The 20,338-nt window shown below is 71.1% G+C and carries 16 protein-coding genes, 1 pseudogene and 1 riboswitch; of the genes and pseudogenes, 10 read left to right on the forward strand and 7 right to left on the reverse strand.

All coding sequences use genetic code 11. From position 1 onward, the window contains the following. The coding region (locus tag ACFQ4O_RS07135) for a uracil-DNA glycosylase (protein WP_378774998.1) at window positions 1-613 on the forward strand (613 nt) is incomplete at its 5' end. Window positions 614-755: 142 nt separating this feature from the next. Here the strand turns inward: ACFQ4O_RS07135 and smpB are convergent. Both smpB and dapA read right to left on the reverse strand, forming a co-directional pair. Next, window positions 756-1,232: an SsrA-binding protein SmpB gene (smpB, locus tag ACFQ4O_RS07140; RefSeq protein WP_378775000.1), complete on the reverse strand. Its 477-nt coding sequence runs from the start codon at window positions 1,230-1,232 to the stop codon at window positions 756-758. Between the two features lie 16 nt (window positions 1,233-1,248). Continuing rightward, complete coding sequence (dapA, locus tag ACFQ4O_RS07145) at window positions 1,249-2,151, reverse strand: 4-hydroxy-tetrahydrodipicolinate synthase (RefSeq protein ID WP_378775001.1); 903 nt, start codon at window positions 2,149-2,151, stop codon at window positions 1,249-1,251. 269 nt (window positions 2,152-2,420) lie between these two features. Between dapA and ACFQ4O_RS07150 the strand changes: the two genes are divergently transcribed. Next, complete coding sequence (locus tag ACFQ4O_RS07150) at window positions 2,421-4,511, forward strand: lytic transglycosylase domain-containing protein (RefSeq protein ID WP_378775003.1); 2,091 nt, start codon at window positions 2,421-2,423, stop codon at window positions 4,509-4,511. A gap of 12 nt (window positions 4,512-4,523) precedes the next feature. Then, a complete protein-coding gene (locus ACFQ4O_RS07155; protein WP_378775005.1) occupies window positions 4,524-5,408 on the forward strand; it encodes an alpha/beta fold hydrolase in 885 nt (294 codons plus the stop codon). A 4-nt stretch (window positions 5,409-5,412) separates the two neighbouring features. Here ACFQ4O_RS07155 and ACFQ4O_RS07160 read toward each other — a convergent pair whose 3' ends face one another. The 5 genes from ACFQ4O_RS07160 to ACFQ4O_RS07180 form a co-directional block, all read right to left on the reverse strand. Continuing rightward, window positions 5,413-6,798, reverse strand: a complete 1,386-nt coding sequence (locus ACFQ4O_RS07160; protein WP_378775006.1) for a carbohydrate porin — start codon at window positions 6,796-6,798, stop codon at window positions 5,413-5,415. A gap of 371 nt (window positions 6,799-7,169) precedes the next feature. Continuing rightward, entirely contained in the window at window positions 7,170-8,423 is a 1,254-nt protein-coding gene (locus tag ACFQ4O_RS07165; RefSeq protein WP_378775007.1) for a porin, read from the reverse strand. Between the two features lie 313 nt (window positions 8,424-8,736). Then, window positions 8,737-10,560, reverse strand: a complete 1,824-nt coding sequence (locus ACFQ4O_RS07170; RefSeq protein WP_378775008.1) for an ABC transporter ATP-binding protein — start codon at window positions 10,558-10,560, stop codon at window positions 8,737-8,739. Between the two features lie 95 nt (window positions 10,561-10,655). Next, window positions 10,656-13,742, reverse strand: a complete 3,087-nt coding sequence (locus tag ACFQ4O_RS07175; RefSeq protein ID WP_378775009.1) for an efflux RND transporter permease subunit — start codon at window positions 13,740-13,742, stop codon at window positions 10,656-10,658. Continuing rightward, window positions 13,739-14,914, reverse strand: a complete 1,176-nt coding sequence (locus ACFQ4O_RS07180) for an efflux RND transporter periplasmic adaptor subunit (RefSeq protein ID WP_378775010.1) — start codon at window positions 14,912-14,914, stop codon at window positions 13,739-13,741. Before ACFQ4O_RS07180 ends, ACFQ4O_RS07175 begins: the two co-directional genes overlap by 4 nt. Before the next feature lie 198 nt (window positions 14,915-15,112). Between ACFQ4O_RS07180 and ACFQ4O_RS07185 the strand changes: the two genes are divergently transcribed. The 7 genes and pseudogenes from ACFQ4O_RS07185 to ACFQ4O_RS07215 all read left to right on the forward strand — a co-directional run. Continuing rightward, window positions 15,113-16,444, forward strand: a complete 1,332-nt coding sequence (locus ACFQ4O_RS07185) for an aspartate aminotransferase family protein (RefSeq protein WP_378775012.1) — start codon at window positions 15,113-15,115, stop codon at window positions 16,442-16,444. A gap of 4 nt (window positions 16,445-16,448) precedes the next feature. Further along, a complete protein-coding gene (locus ACFQ4O_RS07190) occupies window positions 16,449-16,823 on the forward strand; it encodes a hypothetical protein (RefSeq protein ID WP_378775013.1) in 375 nt (124 codons plus the stop codon). A 63-nt stretch (window positions 16,824-16,886) separates the two neighbouring features. Further along, a riboswitch (cobalamin riboswitch) is annotated at window positions 16,887-17,096 on the forward strand. Window positions 17,097-17,132: 36 nt separating this feature from the next. After that, window positions 17,133-17,318: a CbtB domain-containing protein gene (locus ACFQ4O_RS07195; protein WP_378775014.1), complete on the forward strand. Its 186-nt coding sequence runs from the start codon at window positions 17,133-17,135 to the stop codon at window positions 17,316-17,318. Between the two features lie 15 nt (window positions 17,319-17,333). After that, window positions 17,334-18,089, forward strand: a complete 756-nt coding sequence (locus ACFQ4O_RS07200; protein WP_378775015.1) for a CbtA family protein — start codon at window positions 17,334-17,336, stop codon at window positions 18,087-18,089. After that, the gene (gene cobU / locus ACFQ4O_RS07205) at window positions 18,086-18,619 is read left to right on the forward strand and encodes a bifunctional adenosylcobinamide kinase/adenosylcobinamide-phosphate guanylyltransferase (protein ID WP_378775016.1); all 534 of its coding nucleotides are present in this window, start codon (window positions 18,086-18,088) and stop codon (window positions 18,617-18,619) included. The genes ACFQ4O_RS07200 and cobU overlap by 4 nt, the downstream gene beginning before the upstream one ends. Then, window positions 18,616-19,656, forward strand: coding sequence for a cobalamin biosynthesis protein CobW (gene cobW, locus ACFQ4O_RS07210; protein ID WP_378775017.1), 1,041 nt, complete (start codon window positions 18,616-18,618; stop codon window positions 19,654-19,656). Before cobU ends, cobW begins: the two co-directional genes overlap by 4 nt. 156 nt (window positions 19,657-19,812) lie before the next feature. Next, a pseudogene (locus ACFQ4O_RS07215) lies at window positions 19,813-20,338 on the forward strand (cobaltochelatase subunit CobN); the annotation flags it as partial.

Raw genomic sequence — 20,338 nt, forward strand, 5'->3', positions numbered from 1 at the left:
GCGCGACTGCCCGGCCTGCCCGCGCCTCGCCGGGTTCCGCGCGGAGCAGCGGGCGGCCCATCCGGGCTGGTTCAACGCGCCGGTGCCCTCCTTCGGACCGGAGGCGCCGCGGCTGCTCATCGTCGGCCTCGCGCCGGGCCTGCAGGGGGCGAACCGCACGGGACGCCCGTTCACCGGCGACTGGGCCGGCGACCTGCTCTACGCCACGCTGCTGACGTTCGGCTTCGCGGAAGGGGTCTACGACGAGCGGCCGGACGACGGCCTGACGCTGGTCGGCGCCCGCGTCACCAACGCGGTGCGCTGCGTGCCGCCCCAGAACAAGCCCACGGGGCCGGAGATCGCCACCTGCCGGCCCTATCTCGAGAGCGAACTCGCCGCGCTCGACGACGGCGCCGCCGTGGTCGCGCTCGGCCGCATCGCCCATGACAGCGTCTGCCGCGCGCTTGGCCTGCGCCTCGCCGCCGCCCCCTTCGGCCACGGCGCCCGCCACCCCGCCGGCCGCCTCACGCTCTTCGACAGCTACCACTGCTCCCGCTACAACACGAACACCGGCGTGCTGACGACGGAGATGTTCGAGGCGGTGTTCAGCGACGTGCGAGACTATCTCGCCTGACGCCGAAGAGGCGCCACTTCTTGTCCCGGCCTTGAGCCGGGACCCAGATACGTCGACGCCCGCAAGCCTCGTTCCGAACGGTCGGCGCATACACCCGAAACGCCGTGGTTATGGGTCCCGGCTCAAGGCCGGGACAAGGGCTTCAGCCCCGGTCGCGCATGATGCGCGCCTTGTCGCGGTTCCAGGTGCGCTCCCGGTCGGCCTCGCGCTTGTCGTGCAGCTTCTTGCCGCGCGCGAGCGCGATCTCCACCTTCGCCCGGCCCTGCTCGTTGAAGTAGATCTTCAGCGGCACCACCGTCATGCCCTCGCGGGTCACGGCGCCGGTGAGCTTGTTGATCTGGCTCTTGTGCAGCAAGAGCTTCCGCGGGCGGCGCGTCTCGTGGTTGAAGCGGTTCGCCTGCAGGTATTCCGGGATGTAGGCGTTGTAGAGGAACAGCTCGCCGTTGTACTCGCCCGCGTAAGAGTCGCCGATGGTCGCCTTGCCCTGACGCAGCGACTTCACCTCCGTGCCGGCGAGCGCGATCCCGGCCTCGATCGTCTCTCCGATCTCGAAGTTGTGGCGCGCCTTGCGGTTGTCCGCGACGATCTTGAAGCGTGGATTTGGGTTCTTGGCGTTCATGACAAGCGTTAGATGATCACGCGTCTCCGCCGATCAAGCCCGCATGGGCGAGCGCGGCGCGGACCACGCCGCGGGTGGCGTCGGCGACGGGCACCATGGGCAGGCGCATGGCTTCGCCGGACCGGCCGAGCAGAGCGAGGCCGACCTTCACGGGGCCGGGGCTCGTTTCGCAGAACAGGCCGGTGTGCAGCGGCGCGAGCTTGTCCTGATAGGCGCGCGCGGTGGCGTAGTCGCCGGCAAGGCACGCCTCCTGGAACGCGGCGCATTCGGCCGGCGCCACGTTCGCCGTCACCGAGATGCAGCCGTGGCCGCCATGGGCCATGAAGCCGAGCGCGGTGATGTCCTCGCCGGAGAACTGCAGGAAGTCCGGCCCCATCTTGGCGCGCTGCTGGGTGACGCGGCCGACGTTGGCCGTCGCGTCCTTCACGCCGACGATGTTCTTGAGCTCGTAGAGCCGCGCCATGGTGTCGACGGTCATGTCCACGACCGAGCGGCCGGGGATGTTGTAGATCAGGATCGGCAGGCCGACCGCCTCGGCGATGGCGCGGAAGTGGGCGTAGAGCCCCTCCTGGGTCGGCTTGTTGTAATAGGGCGTCACCACGAGCAGGCCGTCGGCGCCCACCTTCTCGGCGTGGCGGGCGAGCGCGACCGCCTCGGCGGTCGAGTTCGATCCGGCGCCGGCGATGACGGGGACGCGGCCGCGGGCCTCCTGCACGCACCATTCGACCACAGTGTTGTGCTCGTCATGGGTCAGCGTCGGGCTCTCGCCGGTGGTGCCCACCGGCACGAGACCGTGGGTGCCCTGGGCGATCTGCCAGTCGACCAGCGCGCGGAACGCGCCCTCGTCCAGCGCGCCCTCGGCGGTCATGGGGGTGACGAGCGCGGGGATGGAGCCCCGGAACAGGGTGTGAGCGGCCATGGTGACGTCGGCTCCCGATGCGGAGATCGTGCCCGCCAGAGCGGGAGCGAGACGGCGGACCGCCGCTCGCGGGAATGGAAACAGGGCGCTCTTGATAAACGGGCGCGAGGCTCACGGAAAGCCCGCGCGAACGTGTTCTTCTGGAGAAGGTCGAAAGAGTGGCGCGGCGGGCTCGGTTAGCGTTTCGTAAAGCCGACACGGCGAAACTGAGGCGATCGCACAACGCCGCTTCCGGTTCCGGAAGCCGTCCAGCCGAAGTCGAAAGCGAGATGAAAGCGTTCAGCGCCCTCCTCCGCGGCGTCGCCGCCGCCAGCCTTCTGGCCGCCTCCGGCGGCGCCCATGCCGAAGACGCGGGCGACGTCACGGACGTCGCCGCTCAAGAGCTGGTCGTCGCCTACGATCCGCCGACCACGGGCGCGATCTCGCCCTCGTCCCGCCTCGCGCCGACGCCGAGCGTGCAGACGAGCGACGTGGCCGCGGTGAAGGCCGCGGTCTCCGCCTTCCAGCGCGGCGATCTGTCCGGCGCCATGGCGGCCCGCGCCAGCCTGCGCGATCCGGGCGCGCTTGCGCTGATCGACTGGCTGTCGGTGCGCTACGCCTCGCGCCAGCTCGGCTTCGCCAAGCTCGACTCCATCCTGCGCACGCATCGCGACTGGCCGACCCGCGACATGGTCCGCCGCCGCGCCGAAGAGGCGCTGTGGCTGGAGAACGTGGATCCCGCGACCGTGCGCGGCTTCTTCGCCGCCAACGGCAAGCCCCAGCGCGCCGAGGGCAAGCTCGCGCTCGGCCGCGCGCTGATGGCCGCCGGCCAGCGCGACGCCGGCGCCGCTCTGATCCGCGACGCCTGGCGCAACCACGACCTCGACATGACGGTGGAGCAGCAGGCGCTGTCGCGCGTCGGCGGCGTGCTCACCACGGCCGACCACCGCGCCCGCGCCGAACGGCAGTTCCTGAACGACAACATCGACGCCGGCCAGCGCGCCGCGACCAAGACCGGCGGCAGCTACGCGCTGGTCGGCCGCGCCATCACCGCTGTCGGCCGCAAGGCGCCCAACGCCGCGCAGGCGCTCGCCGCCGTGCCCGCGGGCCTGCGCAGCGATCCGGGCTACCTTTACGCCGTCGCCAAGTTCAACCGCCGGCAGGACAAGCCGCGCGAGGCCGCAGCCGCGCTCGCCAAGGCCTCGCCCGGCGACATCGCCGATCCCGACGCCTGGGCGGTGGAGCGGCGCGTCATCGCCCGCGACCTGCTCGATCTCGGCGACGCGCGCGGCGCCTACGCCGTCATCCGCCGCACCGAGGCCAAGTCCGCGACCGGACGCATCGAATCCGAGATGCTGGCGGGCTTCATCGCGCTCCGCGCGCTCGGCGACGCCCGCGGGGCGCTGCGCCACTTCACCACCGTGCAGACGCAGGCCACCGTGCCGGGCACGCTCTCGCGCGCGCTCTACTGGCAGGGCCGGGCGCTGGAGCAACTCGGCGACGCCTCCGCCGCCCAGGCCGCCTACAGCCGCGCCGCGCGCCATGTGACGAGCTATTACGGCCAGGTCGCCCGCGCCCGGCTGAAGCTGCCGGACATGCCGATCCGCCCCCTGCCCCAGCCAAGCGCCGCGGACCGCGCCGCCTTCGCCTCCCGCACCTCGGTGCGCGCCATCGACCTGCTCTACCGCGTCGGCGAAAAGGAGCTCGCGCTCCAGCTCGCGGCGGGCCTCGCGGACGATCTGCGCAGCGCGGGCGAACTCAGCCTGCTCGGCGGCCTGACCCAGCGCAACAAGGACCCGCGCGCCACGCTGGTGGTGGGCAAGGCCGGGCTGAACAACGGCTTCCCCGTGGACGCCCTCGCCTATCCCACCGGCGGCATCCCCTCCTTCAAGCCGGTCGGCCCCTCGATCGAGACGCCGGTGGTGCACGCCATCGCCCGGCAGGAAAGCGCCTTCAACCCGCAGGCGGTGAGCCACGCCAACGCCCGCGGCCTGCTGCAGCTGCTGCCGACCACGGCCGCCCGCACCGCCAAGGCCGCCGGCGTGCCCTTCGACGCCCGGCGCCTCACCACCGACGCCTCCTTCAACGCCCAGCTCGGCGCGGCGCATCTCGGCGAGCTCGCCCGCGACTTCAACGGCTCCTACATCATGGTGTTCGCGGCCTACAACGCCGGCTCCAGCCGCGTGGTGCAGTGGGTGCAGCGCTACGGCGACCCACGCAAGGACGCCGATCCGGTGGACTGGGTGGAGCGCATTCCCTTCACCGAAACCCGCAACTACGTTCAGCGGGTGATGGAGAACACGCAGGTCTACCGCACCCGCCTCAGCGGCCGCAGCACGGCCCTGCTGATCGAGCGCGACATGGTGCGCGGGCCCCAGTAAGGAGCCACGTCCATGAGCCTGCCCGCGACGCTGGATCATCGGATCGCAGTCGCGGGCGGCCTGACGCTGCACGCGCGGGAGTGGCGCCCGGAAACGCCTGTGGGCGCGGCCGTGCTCTGCCTGCCCGGCCTCTCCCGCCCGCTCGACGACTTCACGGAGCTGGCGGAGCGCCTCGCCGCGCCGGACGGCGGCGCCCGGCGCGTGATCGCCCTGTCGGCCCGCGGTCGCGGCCTCTCCGACCGCGATCCCGACCCCAAACGCTACGACGTGGCGGTGGAGACCGGCGACGCGCTCGCCACCCTCGACGCGCTCGGCCTCACCCGCGTCGCGGTGGTCGGAACCTCGCGCGGCGGGCTTCAGGCCATGATGCTGGCGGCGCTGAAGCCTGCCGTTCTCGCGGCTGTCGTCCTGAACGACGTCGGTCCCGTGGTGGAGGCTGCGGGGCTCGCGCGCATCCGCGACTATCTCGCCGCCGCCAGCGAACCGCCGCAGGACTGGGATGAGGCGACGGAGCGCGTCGCGGCGCTGATGGGGCCGGGCTTTCCGGCGCTCGGTCGCGCAGAGTTCGAGCGCGTGGCGCGGCGCACCTGGCGGGAGACGGCGGACGGGCTGACGCCCCAGAGCGACCCGGCGCTGATCCAGACCGTCACCGCGCTCGATCTGACCCAGCCATTGCCGGCGCTGTGGCCGCTGTTCGACGCGCTCGCGAACACGCCGCTGATGACCGTGCGCGGCGAGACCTCCGACATCCTGAACCGGGACACGCTCGCCGCCATGCAGGCGCGGCGGCCGGACATGGCGGCGTTCGAGACCCCGGGACAGGGCCACGCGCCGCAGCTTGCGGACCGCCCGACGCTGGAGGCGATCCGCCGTTTTCTCGATCAGGCCGGGGCCTGATCCGTCAGAACGTCACCTGCGTGCGCAGGCCGAACACCCCGGCGTCCTTGATGCGGCGGCCCGAGCCGTCGGGGCGCGGATCGCCGCCGGCCGGACGCACGATGTACTGCGCGAACGGCTGCACCTTCAGCCAGCCCGCCACCGCGGCCTGATAGGACGCTTCGACCACGAGCTCCGACGTGCGGGCGGGGGTCGGAGTTCCGAGACGCGTCGCGTCCCGGTCCGCGGCGCGGGCGCGCTTGCTGATGTGAGCGTAGGCCAGCGCGACGCCGAACACGTCGTCCGGGCGACTCTCGAACGGCGCCTTCAGGTTGAAGCCGGTGTCGAAATAGGCGTCGATCAGGTTGCGGTTCGACTGGGGCGCGAGCACCGCGCGGGCGAACAGCGACAGGCTGCGGGCGTCATCGGCGTCGCTCTGCTTCCACACCGTCTGGTCGATCACGCCATAGAGCGCGTAGGAGCCGTCATGGGCGCGCGGATCGTCGGCGTTGGGATCGGACAGCGACAGGCCGTTCTTGGCGAAGCGCAGATCGTCGAAGTCGTTGGAGTTGTACCAGGCGCCGGCCTTGACCACGCCCGGAAGCCCGAAGGCGGCGTCGGTGGCGTAGGCGGCTTCGGCGATGACGAACACGCCGCGGTCCACGGTGAAGGTGACGCCGCCGTTGTTCTTGCCGTCGTCGTCCAGCGGATCGCCGCTGTAGAGGCCGGCCTGGAACGAGAGCTGGTCGTTGACGGCGTAAGACACGTGGACGCCCGGCGTCGGGACCGGATAAGCCGGGCCGCCGCCCGGCAGGTCGACGCCGTTCAGGCCCGGCCAGCCGAAGCCGGAGTTCACGAACAGGCCGGAGGTTTCGCTGGTGACGAAGTCCGAGTCGGCCGCGATCTGGCCGATCTTGAACGCGAACCGGCCGTCCAGCAGCGTCTGCTTGAAGTAGACCTCGCCGAGGCGCGTCAGGTTGTCGGCCTCGACGCCGGACACCGCCAGCAGGTTGCCGACCCTGTAGGTGGAGAGCCCGTGGCCGGTGATGACATAGCCGCCGGCGTGGATCTCGCCGCCGGTCCAGCCGGCGATCTTCTCCAGATCGAAGATCAGCGCCGCCTGGAACAGGCCCGAGAAGCCGCCGCCCCGGCGGAAGCCGCCGGAGACGTTGCGGGAGGCGTCGCCGGTGAAGCTGGCGTCGAAGGTGACGCCGGCGTCCTCGAGCTTGGTGCGCGCCCCGCCCCAGTCGCCTGTCAGCCGCTCGCGCGAGGCGAGATCCGCCCAGAAGCCGGTTCCGGCGCCCGTGTCGGCGAGATCGCCGGCGCGGGCCGGAACAAGACCCAGACCGCAGCAGAGCGCGGCGACGCTGACCAGCGACAGCGCGGCGCCATGGACGTTCAGTCGGCTCATCTTCTCTTCAATCCCCGATATTCGGCCGGGCCACAAACGCGCCGGCCGCCTTGTCCGTAGAGGCGCGCCCCGCGCCGCTCACGAACCCGTTACCCGACGTTCGCGAACAACGACGCCGGATACAAGATGTAAATTGACCCGCGACCGCTTTTCGCAGTCACCGTTGCGCCTGCGCAGCAAACGACGGCCTCTTGGATCAGTTTATAACTTTAACAATGTAGATGTCGATCGGCGATGTCTTGGCCGCATCTGGACTCGCCGCTCGCGAACACGGCCTGCCCTCCGCAGCGACGTCCGCCACGCCCCGAAACAAAAATGGCCCCGGCGTCGCCGCCGGGGCCATCCCGCACGTTTCTTACGAAACGGTCGGATCAGAAGTCGCGCTGCACGCGGAAGCGGCCGATCAGCTCGTCGGTGTCACGCAGCTGGTAGGTGCTCGAGGTCTTGGTGACCTTGATGTAGTTCAGCTCGGCGCCGATATCGAGCTTCTTGACCGGGCTCCAGATCAGGTTGCCGGTCACGCCGTAGGCGGCCCAGTCGTTGCCGGCGCTCTTCACGTCGACGTCGATGTAGGTGCCCTGCAGAGCCGAACGCCACTTCGGGCTCCAGTAGTGGAGAGCGCCGAGGTTGAAGGCGTAGCCTTCGGTCTTGCGGATGCCGCCGCCGTTGCCGATCTCGAAGTCGACCAGACGGTTGCCGCGGTCAACGTTCTGGGTGGAGGCGATGCCGAAGGCGGAGTCGCCGGTGGCGCCGACGCCGATGTAGGACAGGGCGCCCGAGCTGTAGGCCGCGGTGCCGTAGATGAAGTCGCCCTTGGCGATGGCTTCGAGGTTGATCTTGGCGCCGAACTGAACGCCGTAGCCCCACTCGCTGTCACGGCCGCCGAGCTCGGTGGTGATGTGATGCGCGAAGCCCGAGAGCTGCGCCTCACCCCAGCCCTGCTTCACGCGCAGGTTGCCGACGATGTCCGGGTACTTCTGCTCCTGGTAGTTGGAGCCGAGGCTGTCGAACACGGCGGTCGCGGTGGAGGTGCGGCGAGCCGTGCCGTCTTCGATGCCGAGGCTGGCGGAGAAGCCGCTGCCGAACTCGGCCGTGTAGGTCGCGACGGCGAGCGTGCGGTCCGAGATGAAGGGGTTGGTGAAGGTCGGGTAGGGCTTGAAGTCCCAGAACGAGTCGGTGAGACCCGCGGTCAGGCCCGCGAACTGCACGAAGGCCTTGTCGAAGATCGAGTCGTCGCCGATGCCGAGATCGGTGGCGGCCTGAGCGCCGACGCCGCCGGACTGACGCTGGAACTGCGTGCGGATGTAGGTGCGCAGCGTGCCGTACTCAGTCTCGGTGCGCGCGTCGAACCACAGGCGGGCGCGGGCGCGGAAGCCGGTGTTGTTGTTCGGCTTGACGCCGGAGTTGTTGCGGACGACTTCGCCGACCGACAGGTCAAGGCGAGCGAAGCCGCCGATCTGAAGGCAGGTGTCCGACCCCGGAATGTAGAAGAAGCCCGCGCCGTAGGCGTCGCAGACCTTCACATATTCGACGGGCTCGGCGCCCGGAAGATCGGCCGCCTGAGCGCCGCTCATCCCGAAGAAGGCGGCGGCGGAGCCGAGCGCCAGGCTCTTGACCAGTTTCATAACGTTTCTCCAACCCCAAAAGTGAAACTTCAAAACACCCTCGCCAGCCGGCGCGGCCTGTCTCGAAGCACTCGCCGTGCGCGGCGAGGCGAAGCATCAAGGCGCCCCCTCGATGTCGCAGTTCGACCATATTCGCGGCGAAACGGGGTGCAAGCGTGAACGCGATTGTGACGGTTCCGAGCGGGGCCTTTGGACCCCTGCTGTGGCATCCAGAGCACAAATTACAGGCTGACGGTGGCGATTGGCGCGCCAGTGCAACCGCCGCACCTGATTCTTTTTAGAGATTTAGTATGAAAATCGAATCGTCGGTCGGTCAGCCGCGCTGCAGCCGGTGCGATTCCGCGTAAGCGCCGCCCCGCGCCAGCAGGCCGAGATGGTCGCCCTGCTCCGCGACGCGGCCTCGCTCCACCACGCAAATCAGGTCCGCCGCCACCACCGTCGCCAGCCGGTGGGCGATGATGAGCGTGGTGCGCCCCTTGCGCATGGCGAGGATGTTGGCCTGAACCCGCGCCTCGATCGCGCCGTCGAGGGCCGAAGTGGCCTCGTCCAGCATCAGGATCGGCGCGTCGCGCAGCAGCGCGCGAGCGATGGCGACGCGCTGGCGCTGCCCGCCCGACAGGCGGGAGCCGCGCGGCCCCACCCGGAAGCCGTAGCCGCCGTCGAGCCCGAGGATGAAGTCCTCCGCCGCGGCGGCGCGGGCGGCGGCGGCCACCTGCTCGTCGGTGGCGTCCGGCCGGCCATAGGCGATGTTGGCCCGCACGCTGGCGTCGAACAGCAGCACGTCCTGGCTCACCAGCGCGATCGACTCGCGCAGGCTTTCGAGCGTCACGCCCGCGATGTCCTGCCCGCCGATGACCACCCGCCCCTGCGACGGCTCGTAGAGCCGCGCCACCAGATTGAGGATCGTGGTCTTGCCTGAGCCGGACGGTCCCACGAAGGCGACCGAGGCGCCGGATGGAATGGTCACGTCGAAGCCGTCGAGCACCGGGGCGCCGTCGTCCTGATAGGCGAAGGTCACGTTCTCGAACCGGATGTCGCCGGCGGGATCGGCGAGCGGCCGGGCGTCGGGCGCGTCCACGATGCGCGCGCGCCGGTCGAGGATCTCGTAGATGCGGGCGATGGAGACGCCGCAGATCTGGAGCTGCGCGTTCACCTGCAGCAGACGGCGCAGGGGCTCGTAGAGCAGCATCAGCGAGGTGACGAAGGCCATCAGCTCGCCGGCGTCGCTCTCGCCCGAGATGACCTGCGAGCCGCCGACGGTGAGCACGCCCACCAGCGCCACCGCCGTCACCATGTCCACGATGGGCGACATCACCGCGCGGGTGCGGGCGACCTTCATGGCCACCCGCCGGCGGCCGATGATGACCTCGCTCAGGCGTTTGCGCTCGAAGCGCTCCAGGTTCTCCGCCTTCACGCCCCGGATGCCGTGCAGCCCCTCCTCGAAGGCCTGCAGGATCTCGCCGCCGAGCGACTGCCCGCGTCGGGTCAGCGCCCGGAGCTTCCGGTTCGCCAGCACCACCGGCACCGCGATCAGCGGCGCGCCGGCGAGCGCCAGCGCGAACCATTGCGGGCTCGCCCACAGCACATAGGCGACGAGGCCGATGAAGGTGACCACGTCGCGGCCGAGCGTCACCACGATGTTGGTGGTGGTGCTGTTCAGCACGTTCACGTCGTCGGTGGCGCGGGCGATGATCTGGCCGACGGAGTTCTTCTGGAAGAAGGCAAGGTCGAGCCCGAGCAGATGGTCGGCGATGCGGTTCTGCAACGCCGTCGTCACCTTGTTGGAGACCCGCGACAGCATGAACTGCTGGAGATAGCCGGCCCCCGCCCGCGCCGTGAACAGCACCAGCACCACGGCCACCACGCCGTGCAGGGCGTCGGCGTCCCGGCGCACAAGGATGTCGTTCACCAGCGTCTTGAACAGCCACGGCAGCGCCACCACGCTCGCGGCGAACACCGTCATGGCGAGCACCGCGATCAGGAGGTCGAGCGCGTGCGGGCGGATGAACTCGGCCGCGAACCGCTTCAGCCGCGACAGGCGCCGGCGCAGCGGCTCGTCGAGCCGCATGTCGCGGCGGGGCGTCTCGCTGATGCGGTCCGGATCCGCCGGCCGCGTCGTCGTTTCGCTCGGGGCCATCGACAGGGTCCGGCTCGGGATAAGGCGCTTCAGGGCTCAGAGCCTGCCTGTAAACGGGGCGCCGCGGCCCCGCAAGGCCGGGAGGCGCCGCCGCGTCATTCCGCCGGGGCCGGAAGCGCCGCGGGATCGGCGACGGTCGGCGCGGCCCGGCGGCGGCCGAGCCAGGTGTAGGCGGCCGGCGCCACGAACAGCGTCAGCAGCGTGCCGAAGCTCATGCCGCCCACGATCACCCAGCCGATCTGCTGACGGCTTTCCGCACCCGCGCCGCTCGCGAGCGCCAGCGGCAGCGCGCCAAGCACCATGGCGCCGGTGGTCATCAGGATCGGGCGCAGACGCAGCGTCGCCGCCTCCAGCACCGCGGCGCGGGAGTCGCGCCCCCGCTCCTGAAGCTGGTTCGCGAACTCCACGATCAGGATGCCGTGCTTGGTGATGAGCCCGACCAGCGTCACCAGCCCGATCTGGGAGTAGACGTTCAGCGAGCCGCCCGTCAGCCACAGCGCGCCGAGCGCGCCGGTCATGGAGAGCGGCACGGTGAACAGGATGATCAGCGGATCGCTGAAGCTCTCGAACTGCGCCGCCAGCACCAGATAGATGAACAGGATCGCCAGCGCGAAGATCAGCCCCACGCTCTGGTTGGAGGCGAGGTACTCCCGGCTCTGGCCGTTGACGTCGGTCTGCACGCCCTGGGGCAGGGTCTCCGCCGCCACCTGGTTGAGATAGGCCAGCGCCTCGCCCATGGCGTAGCCGGGCGCGAGGTTCATCTCCACGGTCGCCGAGCGCAGCTGGTTGAACCGCCGCAGCTCCCGGGGCGCGACCGAATCCGTCACCGACGCCACGTTGGAGAGTTGCACCATCGGCCCCGGCGCGCCGTCGCGGGAGGGCGCGCGCACATAGATGGTGGAGAGCGTCTCCGGGGTGGCGCGGTCGGGAATCGCGAGCTGGACGATGACGTCGTACTGCTCGCCGTCGCGCTCGAAGCGCGTCACCTGCCGCCCGCCGAGCAGCGTTTCGAGGGTGCGGCCGACCATGGCCACGTCGAGCCCGAGATCGGCGATCTTGCGCCGGTCCAGCGTCACGGTGAGTTCGGGCGCGTTCAGCTCCAGATCGCTGTCGATGTTGACGAGGTTGGGGTTCTCGGAGATGCGCGCCACGAAGTCCTGCGCCAGCCGGTTCAGCTCCTCATAGGACCCTGAGGTCTGCAGCACGTACTGCACCGGACGCGAGGCGCCGCGCTGGCCGAGCGCCGGCGGGTTGGTGGTGAACAGCATCAGGCCGGGGATCTCCCGCAGCCGCTTGGCGAGATCGGCCATGATCGTCTGCTGGGAGCGCTCCCGCTCCGCCCAGTCCTTCAGCGGGGCGCGGCCGAGCACGTTGGTGATGAGCGGCTGGCCGACGATGGTGAGATAGCCGTCCACCTCCGGATAGCTCGCGAGGATGTCCTCAAGCTGCATGGCGTAGCGGGTGCTGTAGGCGATGGTGGCGCCTTCCGGGGCAACGCCGCGGATCTGGAGCACGCCGCGGTCCTCCACCGGCGACAGTTCCGAGGGAAGCTGCGTCAGCAGCAGGCCCGAGAGCCCGGCGACGCCAAGCGCCAGCGCCGCCACCGCCACGCGGCCCTTCAGCGCGACGGCGAGCGCCGCGCGGTAGCCGCGCTCCAGCGCGCGCAGCCAGCCCTCCACCAGCCGGTAGAGCCGTCCCGGGTTGGGCTGGTGGCGCAGCATGCGGGCGCACATCATGGGCGTCAGCGTCAGCGCCACGAAGCCGGAGACGATGACCGCGCCGGCGAGCGTCAGCGCGAATTCGGTGAACAGCCGCCCCGTCTGCCCCGGCGAGAACGCCACCGGCGCGTAGACCGCCGCCAGCGTGATCGTCATGGCGATGACCGCGAAGCCGATCTCGCGCGAGCCCCGGACGGCCGCCGCCATGGGCGGCATGCCCTCCTCCACATGGCGGTAGATGTTCTCCAGCACCACGATGGCGTCGTCGACGACGAGCCCGATGGCGAGCACCAGCGCCAGCAGCGTCAGCGTGTTCACCGTGAAGCCGAAGGCCAGCATCATGGCGAAGGTGGCGATCAGCGAGACCGGGATGGTCACGACCGGGATCAGCGAGGCCCGCAGCGACCGCAGGAAGAACAGGATGGTCAGCACCACCAGCACGACCGCCTCGAGGATCGTGTGCCACACCGCCTCGATCGAGCGGTCGATGAACACCGCCTGGTCGTAGTTGATGAGGCCGGTGACGCCCGGCGGCAGGGTGCGCTGGATGTCCGGCAGCGCGGCGCGCACCGCCTGCGACACCTCGAGCGGGTTGGCGGTGGCCTGCTTGACGACGCCGATCGCGACCGCGGGCCCGGCGTTGTAGCGCGACTGCTTGCGCTCGTCGGCGGCGCCGAGCTCCACCTTGGCCACGTCGCGCATCCTGACCTGCGCGCCGTCCGCGACCTTGACGACGATGTCGCCGAACTCCTCCGGCGTGGTGAGCCCGGTGCGCGAGAGCACCGAGAACTCCCGGTCGGCGCTTTCGATGCGGCCGGACGGGATCTCCACGTTCTGCTGGGCGAGCGCGGTCTCCACGTCCTGCACGGTCAGGCCATAGGCCGCGAGCCGGACGCGATCCACGTAGATGCGCATGGCGTAGCGCCGCTCGCCGAAGATCTGCACGTCGGCCACGCCGCGCAGCACCTTGAGCTGGTCCAGCACATAGCGGCTCACGTGGTCCGTGAGGTCGAGCTGGCTCATGCTGTCGGAGCGGAACGCCATGTAGAGCACCGGCTGGGCGTCGGCCTCCACCTTGGCGATCACCGGCTCGTCGATTTCGTCCGGCAGGCGCGAGCGCACCCGCGAGACCCGGTCGCGCACGTCGTTGGCGGCCACGTCCGGGTCCACGTCCAGATCGAAGCGCACGGTGATGCGGCTCGATTCCTGCCGGCTCTGGGATTCGATCGTGTCGATGCCCTCGATGCCGGAGATCGAATCCTCCAGCACCTGCGTCACCTGGCTCTCGATGATGCGGGCGGCGGCGCCGGGATAGGTGGTGGTGACCGAGACCGTCGGCTCGTCCACGTTCGGATATTCGCGCACCGTCAGGCGCTGGTAGGAGACGAGGCCGATCAGCACCAGCGCCACGCTCAGCACCGTGGCGAAGACGGGCCGGCGGATGCAGATCTCGGCGATCTTCACGGCGCGATCCGCGCGGGCGCAGGCGAGGCCACCGCGGCCTGCCGGGCGGCCTCGACCACTTCCACCGCCGCGCCGTCGCGCAGGAACTGGTGGCCGGCCACCACCACAACGTCGCGGGGCGAAAGGCCGGACACGATCTCCACCTCGCCCGCGCGGCGGGCGCCGAGCCGCACCGGCGTCTCCACCGCCTTGCCGTCCAGCACCCGGTAGACGAAGCTTTCGGAGCCGCGGGGGTTGAGCGCGCTTTCCGGCGCCAGCACCACGTCGTGGCGCTCTTCCGCCTGCACCTCCACCCGCGCGAACAGGCCGGGCCGCAGCGCCCCGTCCGCGTTGTCGAGCCGGGCGCGCACGCGCAAGGCCCGCCCGTTCACGTCCACCTGCGGATCGATGGCGTAGATGCGGCCCGAAAACGTCCGCTCGGGATAGGCGTCGACCGCGACCGCCGCTTCGAGGCCGGGGCGCACGTCCGCCAGCCGCGCCTCGGGCACGCGGAAATCCACCTTGAGGGTGGCGACGTTCTCCAGATTCACGATCGACTGGCCCGCCTGCACATAGGCCCCGACCGAGGCGAGCCGGAAGCCGACCACGCCGTCGAACGGCGCTCGGATCTCGGTCTTGCCGAGGCGCACTTTCGCAAGCTCCACCGCGGCCTGCGCCGTGGCGCGGTCGGCGATGGCCTGATCCCGCGCGGTGTCGGTGGCGTAGCCCGAGCGCGACAGCGAGGCGGCGCGCTTCAGGTTCGCCTCCGCCAGCGTCAGGCGCGCCTCGAGGTCCTTCAGTTCGGCGAGCAGCAGCGAATCGTCGAGCTTCAGCACGGGGTCGCCAGCGCGGACGCGCTCGCCCTCCCGGAAGTGGATCGCCACCAGACGGCCGGGCTGCTCGGGCGCGATCTGCACCGATTCTTCGGACAGCAGCGAGCCCACGGTCGCGAACCGGCTCGCCACGCTCTCGGCCCGCGCCTGCGCCGTCTCCACCGGCACGGGGCGCGCGGCCGCCTTGGGCTTCGGCGCGGGACGCGCCGCGCCGCCGCCTGCGAACAGCGCCGCGCCGAGGCTCTCCTCCACGCGGTCGAAGGCCGTCTGGGCGGGCGCGGGCAACAGCGCGTTCATGCCGGCGTAGGCGCCGGCGGCGATCACGGTCAGGGCTGCGACGGCGATGATCGAGGCGCGCATCCGCCCTCCCATGCGACAAAATAGACGGCGCCCGTGGCCTGCGCCATGGACCCCGGCTCACGTCCTGAAACGGACGAGACGCCGCGGCACTGCGCCTCCTCACGCGATCGGGAACGGGGTTTCCCCGCCTTGACCTGCCGACGGCGCCCGCCCAACGTGGCGCCGCACGCCCCCTAGCAACAGCCGGACCTTACTCTCATGCCCGCGAGCGCCGCGCCTGCGCCGACCAACAATCTCGACGCCTTCTGGATGCCGTTCACGCCGAACCGGCAGTACAAGGCGGCGCCGCGCATGCTGGTGAGCGCCAAGGACATGCACTACCGCGCCGCCGACGGCCACGAGGTGCTCGACGGCGCCGCAGGCCTCTGGTGCGTCAACGCGGGCCACGGCCGCGAGAAGATCGTGGAGGCGGTGCGGGCGCAGGTCGCCGAGCTCGACTTCGCGCCGAACTTCAACATGGGCCACCCCAAGGCGTTCGAATTCGCAAGCCGCCTCACCGCGCTCGCGCCCAAGGGCCTCGACCGTGTGTTCTTCACCAATTCCGGTTCGGAATCGGTCGACACCGCGCTCAAGATCGCCCTCGCCTACCACCGCGCCCGGGGCGACGCCGGCCGCACCCGGCTGATCGGACGCGAGCGCGGCTATCACGGCGTCGGCTTCGGCGGCCTTTCGGTCGGCGGCATGGTGGCGAACCGCAAGGCGTTCGGCCTCGGCCTCAACGGCGTCGACCACCTGCGCCACACTCATGACCCCGCCCGCAACGGCTTCTCCCGCGGCCTGCCCGAGCACGGCGCGGAGCTCGCCGACGATCTGGAGCGGCTGGTGGCGCTGCACGACGCCTCCACCATCGCGGCCGTGATCGTGGAGCCGGTCGCCGGCTCCACCGGCGTGCTGCCGCCGCCGAAGGGCTATCTGGAGCGGCTGCGCGCCATCTGCGACCGCCACGGCATCCTGCTCATCTTCGACGAGGTCATCACCGGCTTCGGCCGGCTCGGCGCCGCCTTCGCCTCCGAGCTGTTCGGCGTGACGCCGGACATCATCACCACCGCCAAGGCCGTCACCAACGGCGTCGTGCCCATGGGCGCGGTGTTCGCCTCGTCGAAGATCTACGACGCCTTCATGAGCGGCCCGGAGCATGTGATCGAGCTGTTCCACGGCTACACCTATTCCGGCCACCCCATGGCCTGCGCCGCCGGCCTCGCCACCCTCGACATCTACCAGGAGGAGGGCCTGTTCGAGCGCGCCGCCGTCATGGGCGAGCGTCTCGCCGACGGGCTGCACGCGCTGAAGGGCCTGCCGCACGTGATCGACGTCCGCACCGTCGGCCTCGTGGGCGCGGTGGAGCTGGAGCCGATCGAGGGCGCGCCGACCAGACGCGCCTACGCCGCCTTCACCAAGGCCTTCGACGACGGCCTGCTGCTCCGCACCACCGGCGACACCATCGCGTTGTCGCCGCCGCTCATCATCTCCGAAGCGCAGGTGGACGAGCTGGTCGGCAAGCTCGCGGACGTGCTGAAAGCGATCGACTGACGCCATGACCATCCCGCCAAAACCGCCCGCGCCCCAGGACGAGCGTCCGCTTAGCCGCGCCGCCTTCTTCGGCTGGGGCCTCGGCTTCATCGCCCTGATCGCGCTGTCCGTGGTCGGCCTCGGCCACAGCCCGCAGATTCGCGGCGCCGCCAACCTGCAATACTGGGTGGTGGTGGCGCTGGTGGGCGCGGCGGTGGCCGCCGCAACGCTGGCGCTGGCCCGCTCCGAGGCCGCGAGCCGCGTCGGCGATCTGGCGCACCGCGTCGGCGTCGCGCTCGGAGGCGCCGGGCTTGCGCTGTTCCTGTGGGAGGCGGTGGCGGTCGGCCGCGGCCTTTCGCCCTCTCCGGTCGGCATCGCCGCGCGTCTTCTCGGCTATTGAGCCGCCGCCTTCGACCAAGGCGCCCGTCGCACGCCGTTGTGAGCGGGCGCCGCGTCTGCTAAGCCTCGAACCGTTCGCTTCGGCTCCTTCGGGACCAGAGGGAATCCGGTGGGGGGAGCCGCGCAATCGCGCGTTCCCCGAGTCCGGAGCTGCCCCCGCAACTGTGAGCGGCGAGCGGCGCGCCAGTTCCGCCACTGGGCCTTCGGGTCCGGGAAGGCCGGCGCGTCGCGGCGACCCGCAAGCCAGGAGACCTGCCGCGGCGCCCACGCCAACGCCCTCGGTGGGAGGGCAAGAAAAGGCCGTAAGCTCATGTCGCACGCCGACTTCCGCACCTCCGCCTCCTCCGCCGCGCTGACCTCGTCGCGCGCGGTCTCGATCGTCGCCGCGTTCCTGTTCGGCGTCGTCATCATCGGCGGCGTGGGCTTCGCCCAGATGGCCGTGGCGCACAACGCGGCGCACGACCATCGGCATTCGATCGGCTTTCCCTGCCACTGAGGCGGAGCCGACATCGTGAATCTGTTCCGCACCATCGTTCTGGTGGCGGCGCTGGTGGGGCTCGGCTCCGGCCTTGTGCTGACCGTCGTCCAGCATTTCAGCGTCCAGCCGCTCATCGTTCAGGCCGAGGCGTTCGAATCCCAGCGCTCCGAAGCGCCCGCGCCCCATGACCACGCCGCGTCCGGCGAGCACGATCATCTCGCCGCCGCGAAAGCCGACCTCGCCGCGCAGGAGGCCCACGACGCGGCCCATGCGCACGACCCCGAAGCCTGGGAGCCCGCCGACGGGATCGAGCGCTTCGGCTGGACCCTCGTCGCCAACGTGCTGAGCGCGGTCGGCTTCGCGCTGCTGCTCGTGTCCGCAAGCGAGCTCAAGGGCGGGCTGGCCTCGTGGCGCGAGGGGCTGTTCTGGGGCCTCGCCGGCTTCGCCGCCTTCACGCTCGCGCCCTCCGTCGGCCTGCCGCCGGAAGCGCCCGGCGTCACCGGCGCGGCGCTGGAGGCCCGCCAGATCTGGTGGATCGGCACGGTGGCCGCCACCGCGCTCGGTCTGGCGCTGCTCGCCTTCGGCCGCTCGCCCGTGCTCGCGATCCTCGCGGTGGCGCTGATCGCCGCGCCGCACGTGATCGGCGCGCCCCATGCCCCGGAGCCGCCGGCGATCCCGCGCAAGCTGGAGCACGACTTCGTGGTCGCGGTGATCGTGACCGGCTTCGTGTTCTGGTCGGCCCTCGGGGCGCTCGCCGGCGCGCTGCGCCAGCGCTTCGGCGGGGCGTGACCGCCCGGCTGGCGCTGGTCCTCGGGGGAGCGCGCTCGGGCAAGAGCCGCTTCGCCGAAGGCCTCGCCGCAGCCTCGGGGCGCGACCTCGTCTATGTGGCGACGGCGCAGGCTTACGACGATGAGATGCGCGACCGCATCGCCCGTCACCAGCTCGACCGCGCCGACCGCCGCTGGCGCACGGTGGAGGCGCCTCTGCGTCTCCCCGAGACGATCCGGGCGGAGGCCGCGCCCGGCCGCGTCCTGCTGGTGGACTGCCTCACCTTGTGGCTCAGCAACGTGATGCTGGCCGACCACGACGTGGAGCAGGACGCGGACGGACTGCTGGCGAGCCTCGCTCAGGCGCAAGGCCCCGTCGTCCTGGTCTCCAACGAGGTGGGCTACGGCGTCGTGCCCGACAACGCGCTGGCCCGCGCGTTCCGCGATCATCAGGGCCGGCTGAACCAGCGCGTGGCGGCGGTCTCGGACCGCGTGACGCTGGTGGCGGCCGGCCTGCCTCTCGATCTCAAGCTCCCGAAGGAGCCCTCATGACCGCCCCCCAGAAGATTCCCGCGACCGTCGTTACCGGCTTCCTCGGCGCCGGCAAGACCACCCTCATCCGCCATCTGCTGCAGAACGCCGGCGGCCGGAAGATCGCACTGATCGTGAACGAGTTCGGCGACGTCGGCATCGACGGCGACGTGCTGAAGGCCTGCGGCAGCGAGGCCTGCCGCGAGGAGGACATCGTCGAGCTCGCCAACGGCTGCATCTGCTGCACCGTCGCCGACGACTTCATCCCCACCATGGAGAAGATCCTCTCGCGGGCCGAGGCGCCGGACCATATCGTGATCGAGACCTCGGGCCTCGCGCTGCCGCAGCCGCTGGTGCGCGCCTTCCGCTGGCCGGAGATCGCGACCCGCGTGACCGTGGACGGCGTCGTCACCGTGGTGGACGGCCCCGCCGTGCGCGACGGCCGCTTCGCCCATGACGAGGCGGCGGTCGCCGCCCAGCGGGAGGCGGACCCGAACCTCGACCACGAGGACCCGATCGAGGAGCTGTTCGAGGACCAGGTGCGCTCCGCCGACCTGATCGTGCTGCACAAGGCCGACCTGCTCGCCGACGGCGACGTGGAGGCGATCCGGGCGCAGGTGCTGGAGCACGCGAGCGAGGGCGTGCGCGTGGTCGCCGCCGCCAACGGCGCGATCTCCGCCGACGTGCTGCTCGGCATCGCCTCCGGGGTCGAGGACAAGATCGACGGCCGCCCCACCACCCACGAGATGGAGGGCGAGGTTCAGCACGACCACGACGACTTCGTGAGCTTCATCGCCGAGACGCCCGAGGCCGCCGACGCGGACGAGCTCGCGGCGCGGGTGCGCACGGTGCTGGAGACCCACGACGTGCTGCGCCTCAAGGGTTTCGCGCCCGTGACGGGCAAGGCCGCCCGGCTGGTGGTGCAGGCGGTCGGCCCCCGCGTGGACGCCTATTTCGACCGCCCGTGGAAGGACGGCGAGGCCCGGCAAGGCCGTCTGGTGGTGATCGCCGAGAAGGGCGTGGACGAGGCCGCGATCAAGGCCGCTCTGAAGGGCTGACGCGCCTTATCTTGTCCCGGCCTCGAGCCGGGACCCAGACGCGTCTCGATCGCCGTCGAGGCGCAGCGGCGAAAACGGCGCCCTGCCCTCGGGCGCCAGCGTTTCTGGGTCCCGGCTCAAGGCCGGGACAAGGGTCTGTGGGAGCTGGGAGCCGGAATGCATCTTCTGAAGGCGCAGGGACAGCCGATCGGCGACGGGACGGAGGCGGTCGATCTCGACCTGTCGCCGGCCGACGTGGTGATCGTCTCCGCCGCCGACACGGAGATCGCCGGGCTCGCCCGGGCGCAGGCGGCGCTGGGCGCGGGCGCGCCGACGCTTCGGCTCGCGAGCCTGCTGAAGCTGCGCCACAACCTGTCGGTCGATCTGTTTCTGGAGAAGACGGTCGCGCGCTCGAAGCTGCTGGTGCTGCGGCTTCTGGGCGGCGCGGCCTACTGGCCCTACGGCGTCGAGGAGGCGGTCCGCATGGCGAAGCGCCACGGCGTCACGCTCGCCGTCATGCCCGGCTGCCACAACCCCGACCCGGACCTGATCGCCCGCTCCACCGTGCCTCCGGCCGAGGCGGAGCGGCTGTGGCGCCTGCTGTCGGAAGGCGGGCCGGACAACCTCGCCGGCGCGCTCCGCACCTGCGCCGGCTGGCTCGAAGGCGCCCCCGCCGACGCCGCGCCGATCCCGACGCCGCCGG

The sequence above is a fragment of the Methylopila musalis genome, assembly GCF_042679725.1.
In the GTDB taxonomy this organism is placed as follows: domain Bacteria; phylum Pseudomonadota; class Alphaproteobacteria; order Rhizobiales; family Methylopilaceae; genus Methylopila; species Methylopila musalis.

What these genes read in the sequence shown, in the direction of transcription:
- smpB (WP_378775000.1), bottom strand. Translation starts at nt 1,232, where the DNA reads ATGAACGCCAAGAACCCAAATCCACGCTTCAAGATCGTCGCGGACAAC.
- dapA (WP_378775001.1), bottom strand. Translation starts at nt 2,151, where the DNA reads ATGGCCGCTCACACCCTGTTCCGGGGCTCCATCCCCGCGCTCGTCACC.
- ACFQ4O_RS07150 (WP_378775003.1), top strand. Translation starts at nt 2,421, where the DNA reads ATGAAAGCGTTCAGCGCCCTCCTCCGCGGCGTCGCCGCCGCCAGCCTT.
- ACFQ4O_RS07155 (WP_378775005.1), top strand. Translation starts at nt 4,524, where the DNA reads ATGAGCCTGCCCGCGACGCTGGATCATCGGATCGCAGTCGCGGGCGGC.
- ACFQ4O_RS07160 (WP_378775006.1), bottom strand. Translation starts at nt 6,798, where the DNA reads ATGAGCCGACTGAACGTCCATGGCGCCGCGCTGTCGCTGGTCAGCGTC.
- ACFQ4O_RS07165 (WP_378775007.1), bottom strand. Translation starts at nt 8,423, where the DNA reads ATGAAACTGGTCAAGAGCCTGGCGCTCGGCTCCGCCGCCGCCTTCTTC.
- ACFQ4O_RS07170 (WP_378775008.1), bottom strand. Translation starts at nt 10,560, where the DNA reads ATGGCCCCGAGCGAAACGACGACGCGGCCGGCGGATCCGGACCGCATC.
- ACFQ4O_RS07180 (WP_378775010.1), bottom strand. Translation starts at nt 14,914, where the DNA reads ATGCGCGCCTCGATCATCGCCGTCGCAGCCCTGACCGTGATCGCCGCC.
- ACFQ4O_RS07185 (WP_378775012.1), top strand. Translation starts at nt 15,113, where the DNA reads ATGCCCGCGAGCGCCGCGCCTGCGCCGACCAACAATCTCGACGCCTTC.
- ACFQ4O_RS07190 (WP_378775013.1), top strand. Translation starts at nt 16,449, where the DNA reads ATGACCATCCCGCCAAAACCGCCCGCGCCCCAGGACGAGCGTCCGCTT.
- ACFQ4O_RS07195 (WP_378775014.1), top strand. Translation starts at nt 17,133, where the DNA reads ATGTCGCACGCCGACTTCCGCACCTCCGCCTCCTCCGCCGCGCTGACC.
- cobW (WP_378775017.1), top strand. Translation starts at nt 18,616, where the DNA reads ATGACCGCCCCCCAGAAGATTCCCGCGACCGTCGTTACCGGCTTCCTC.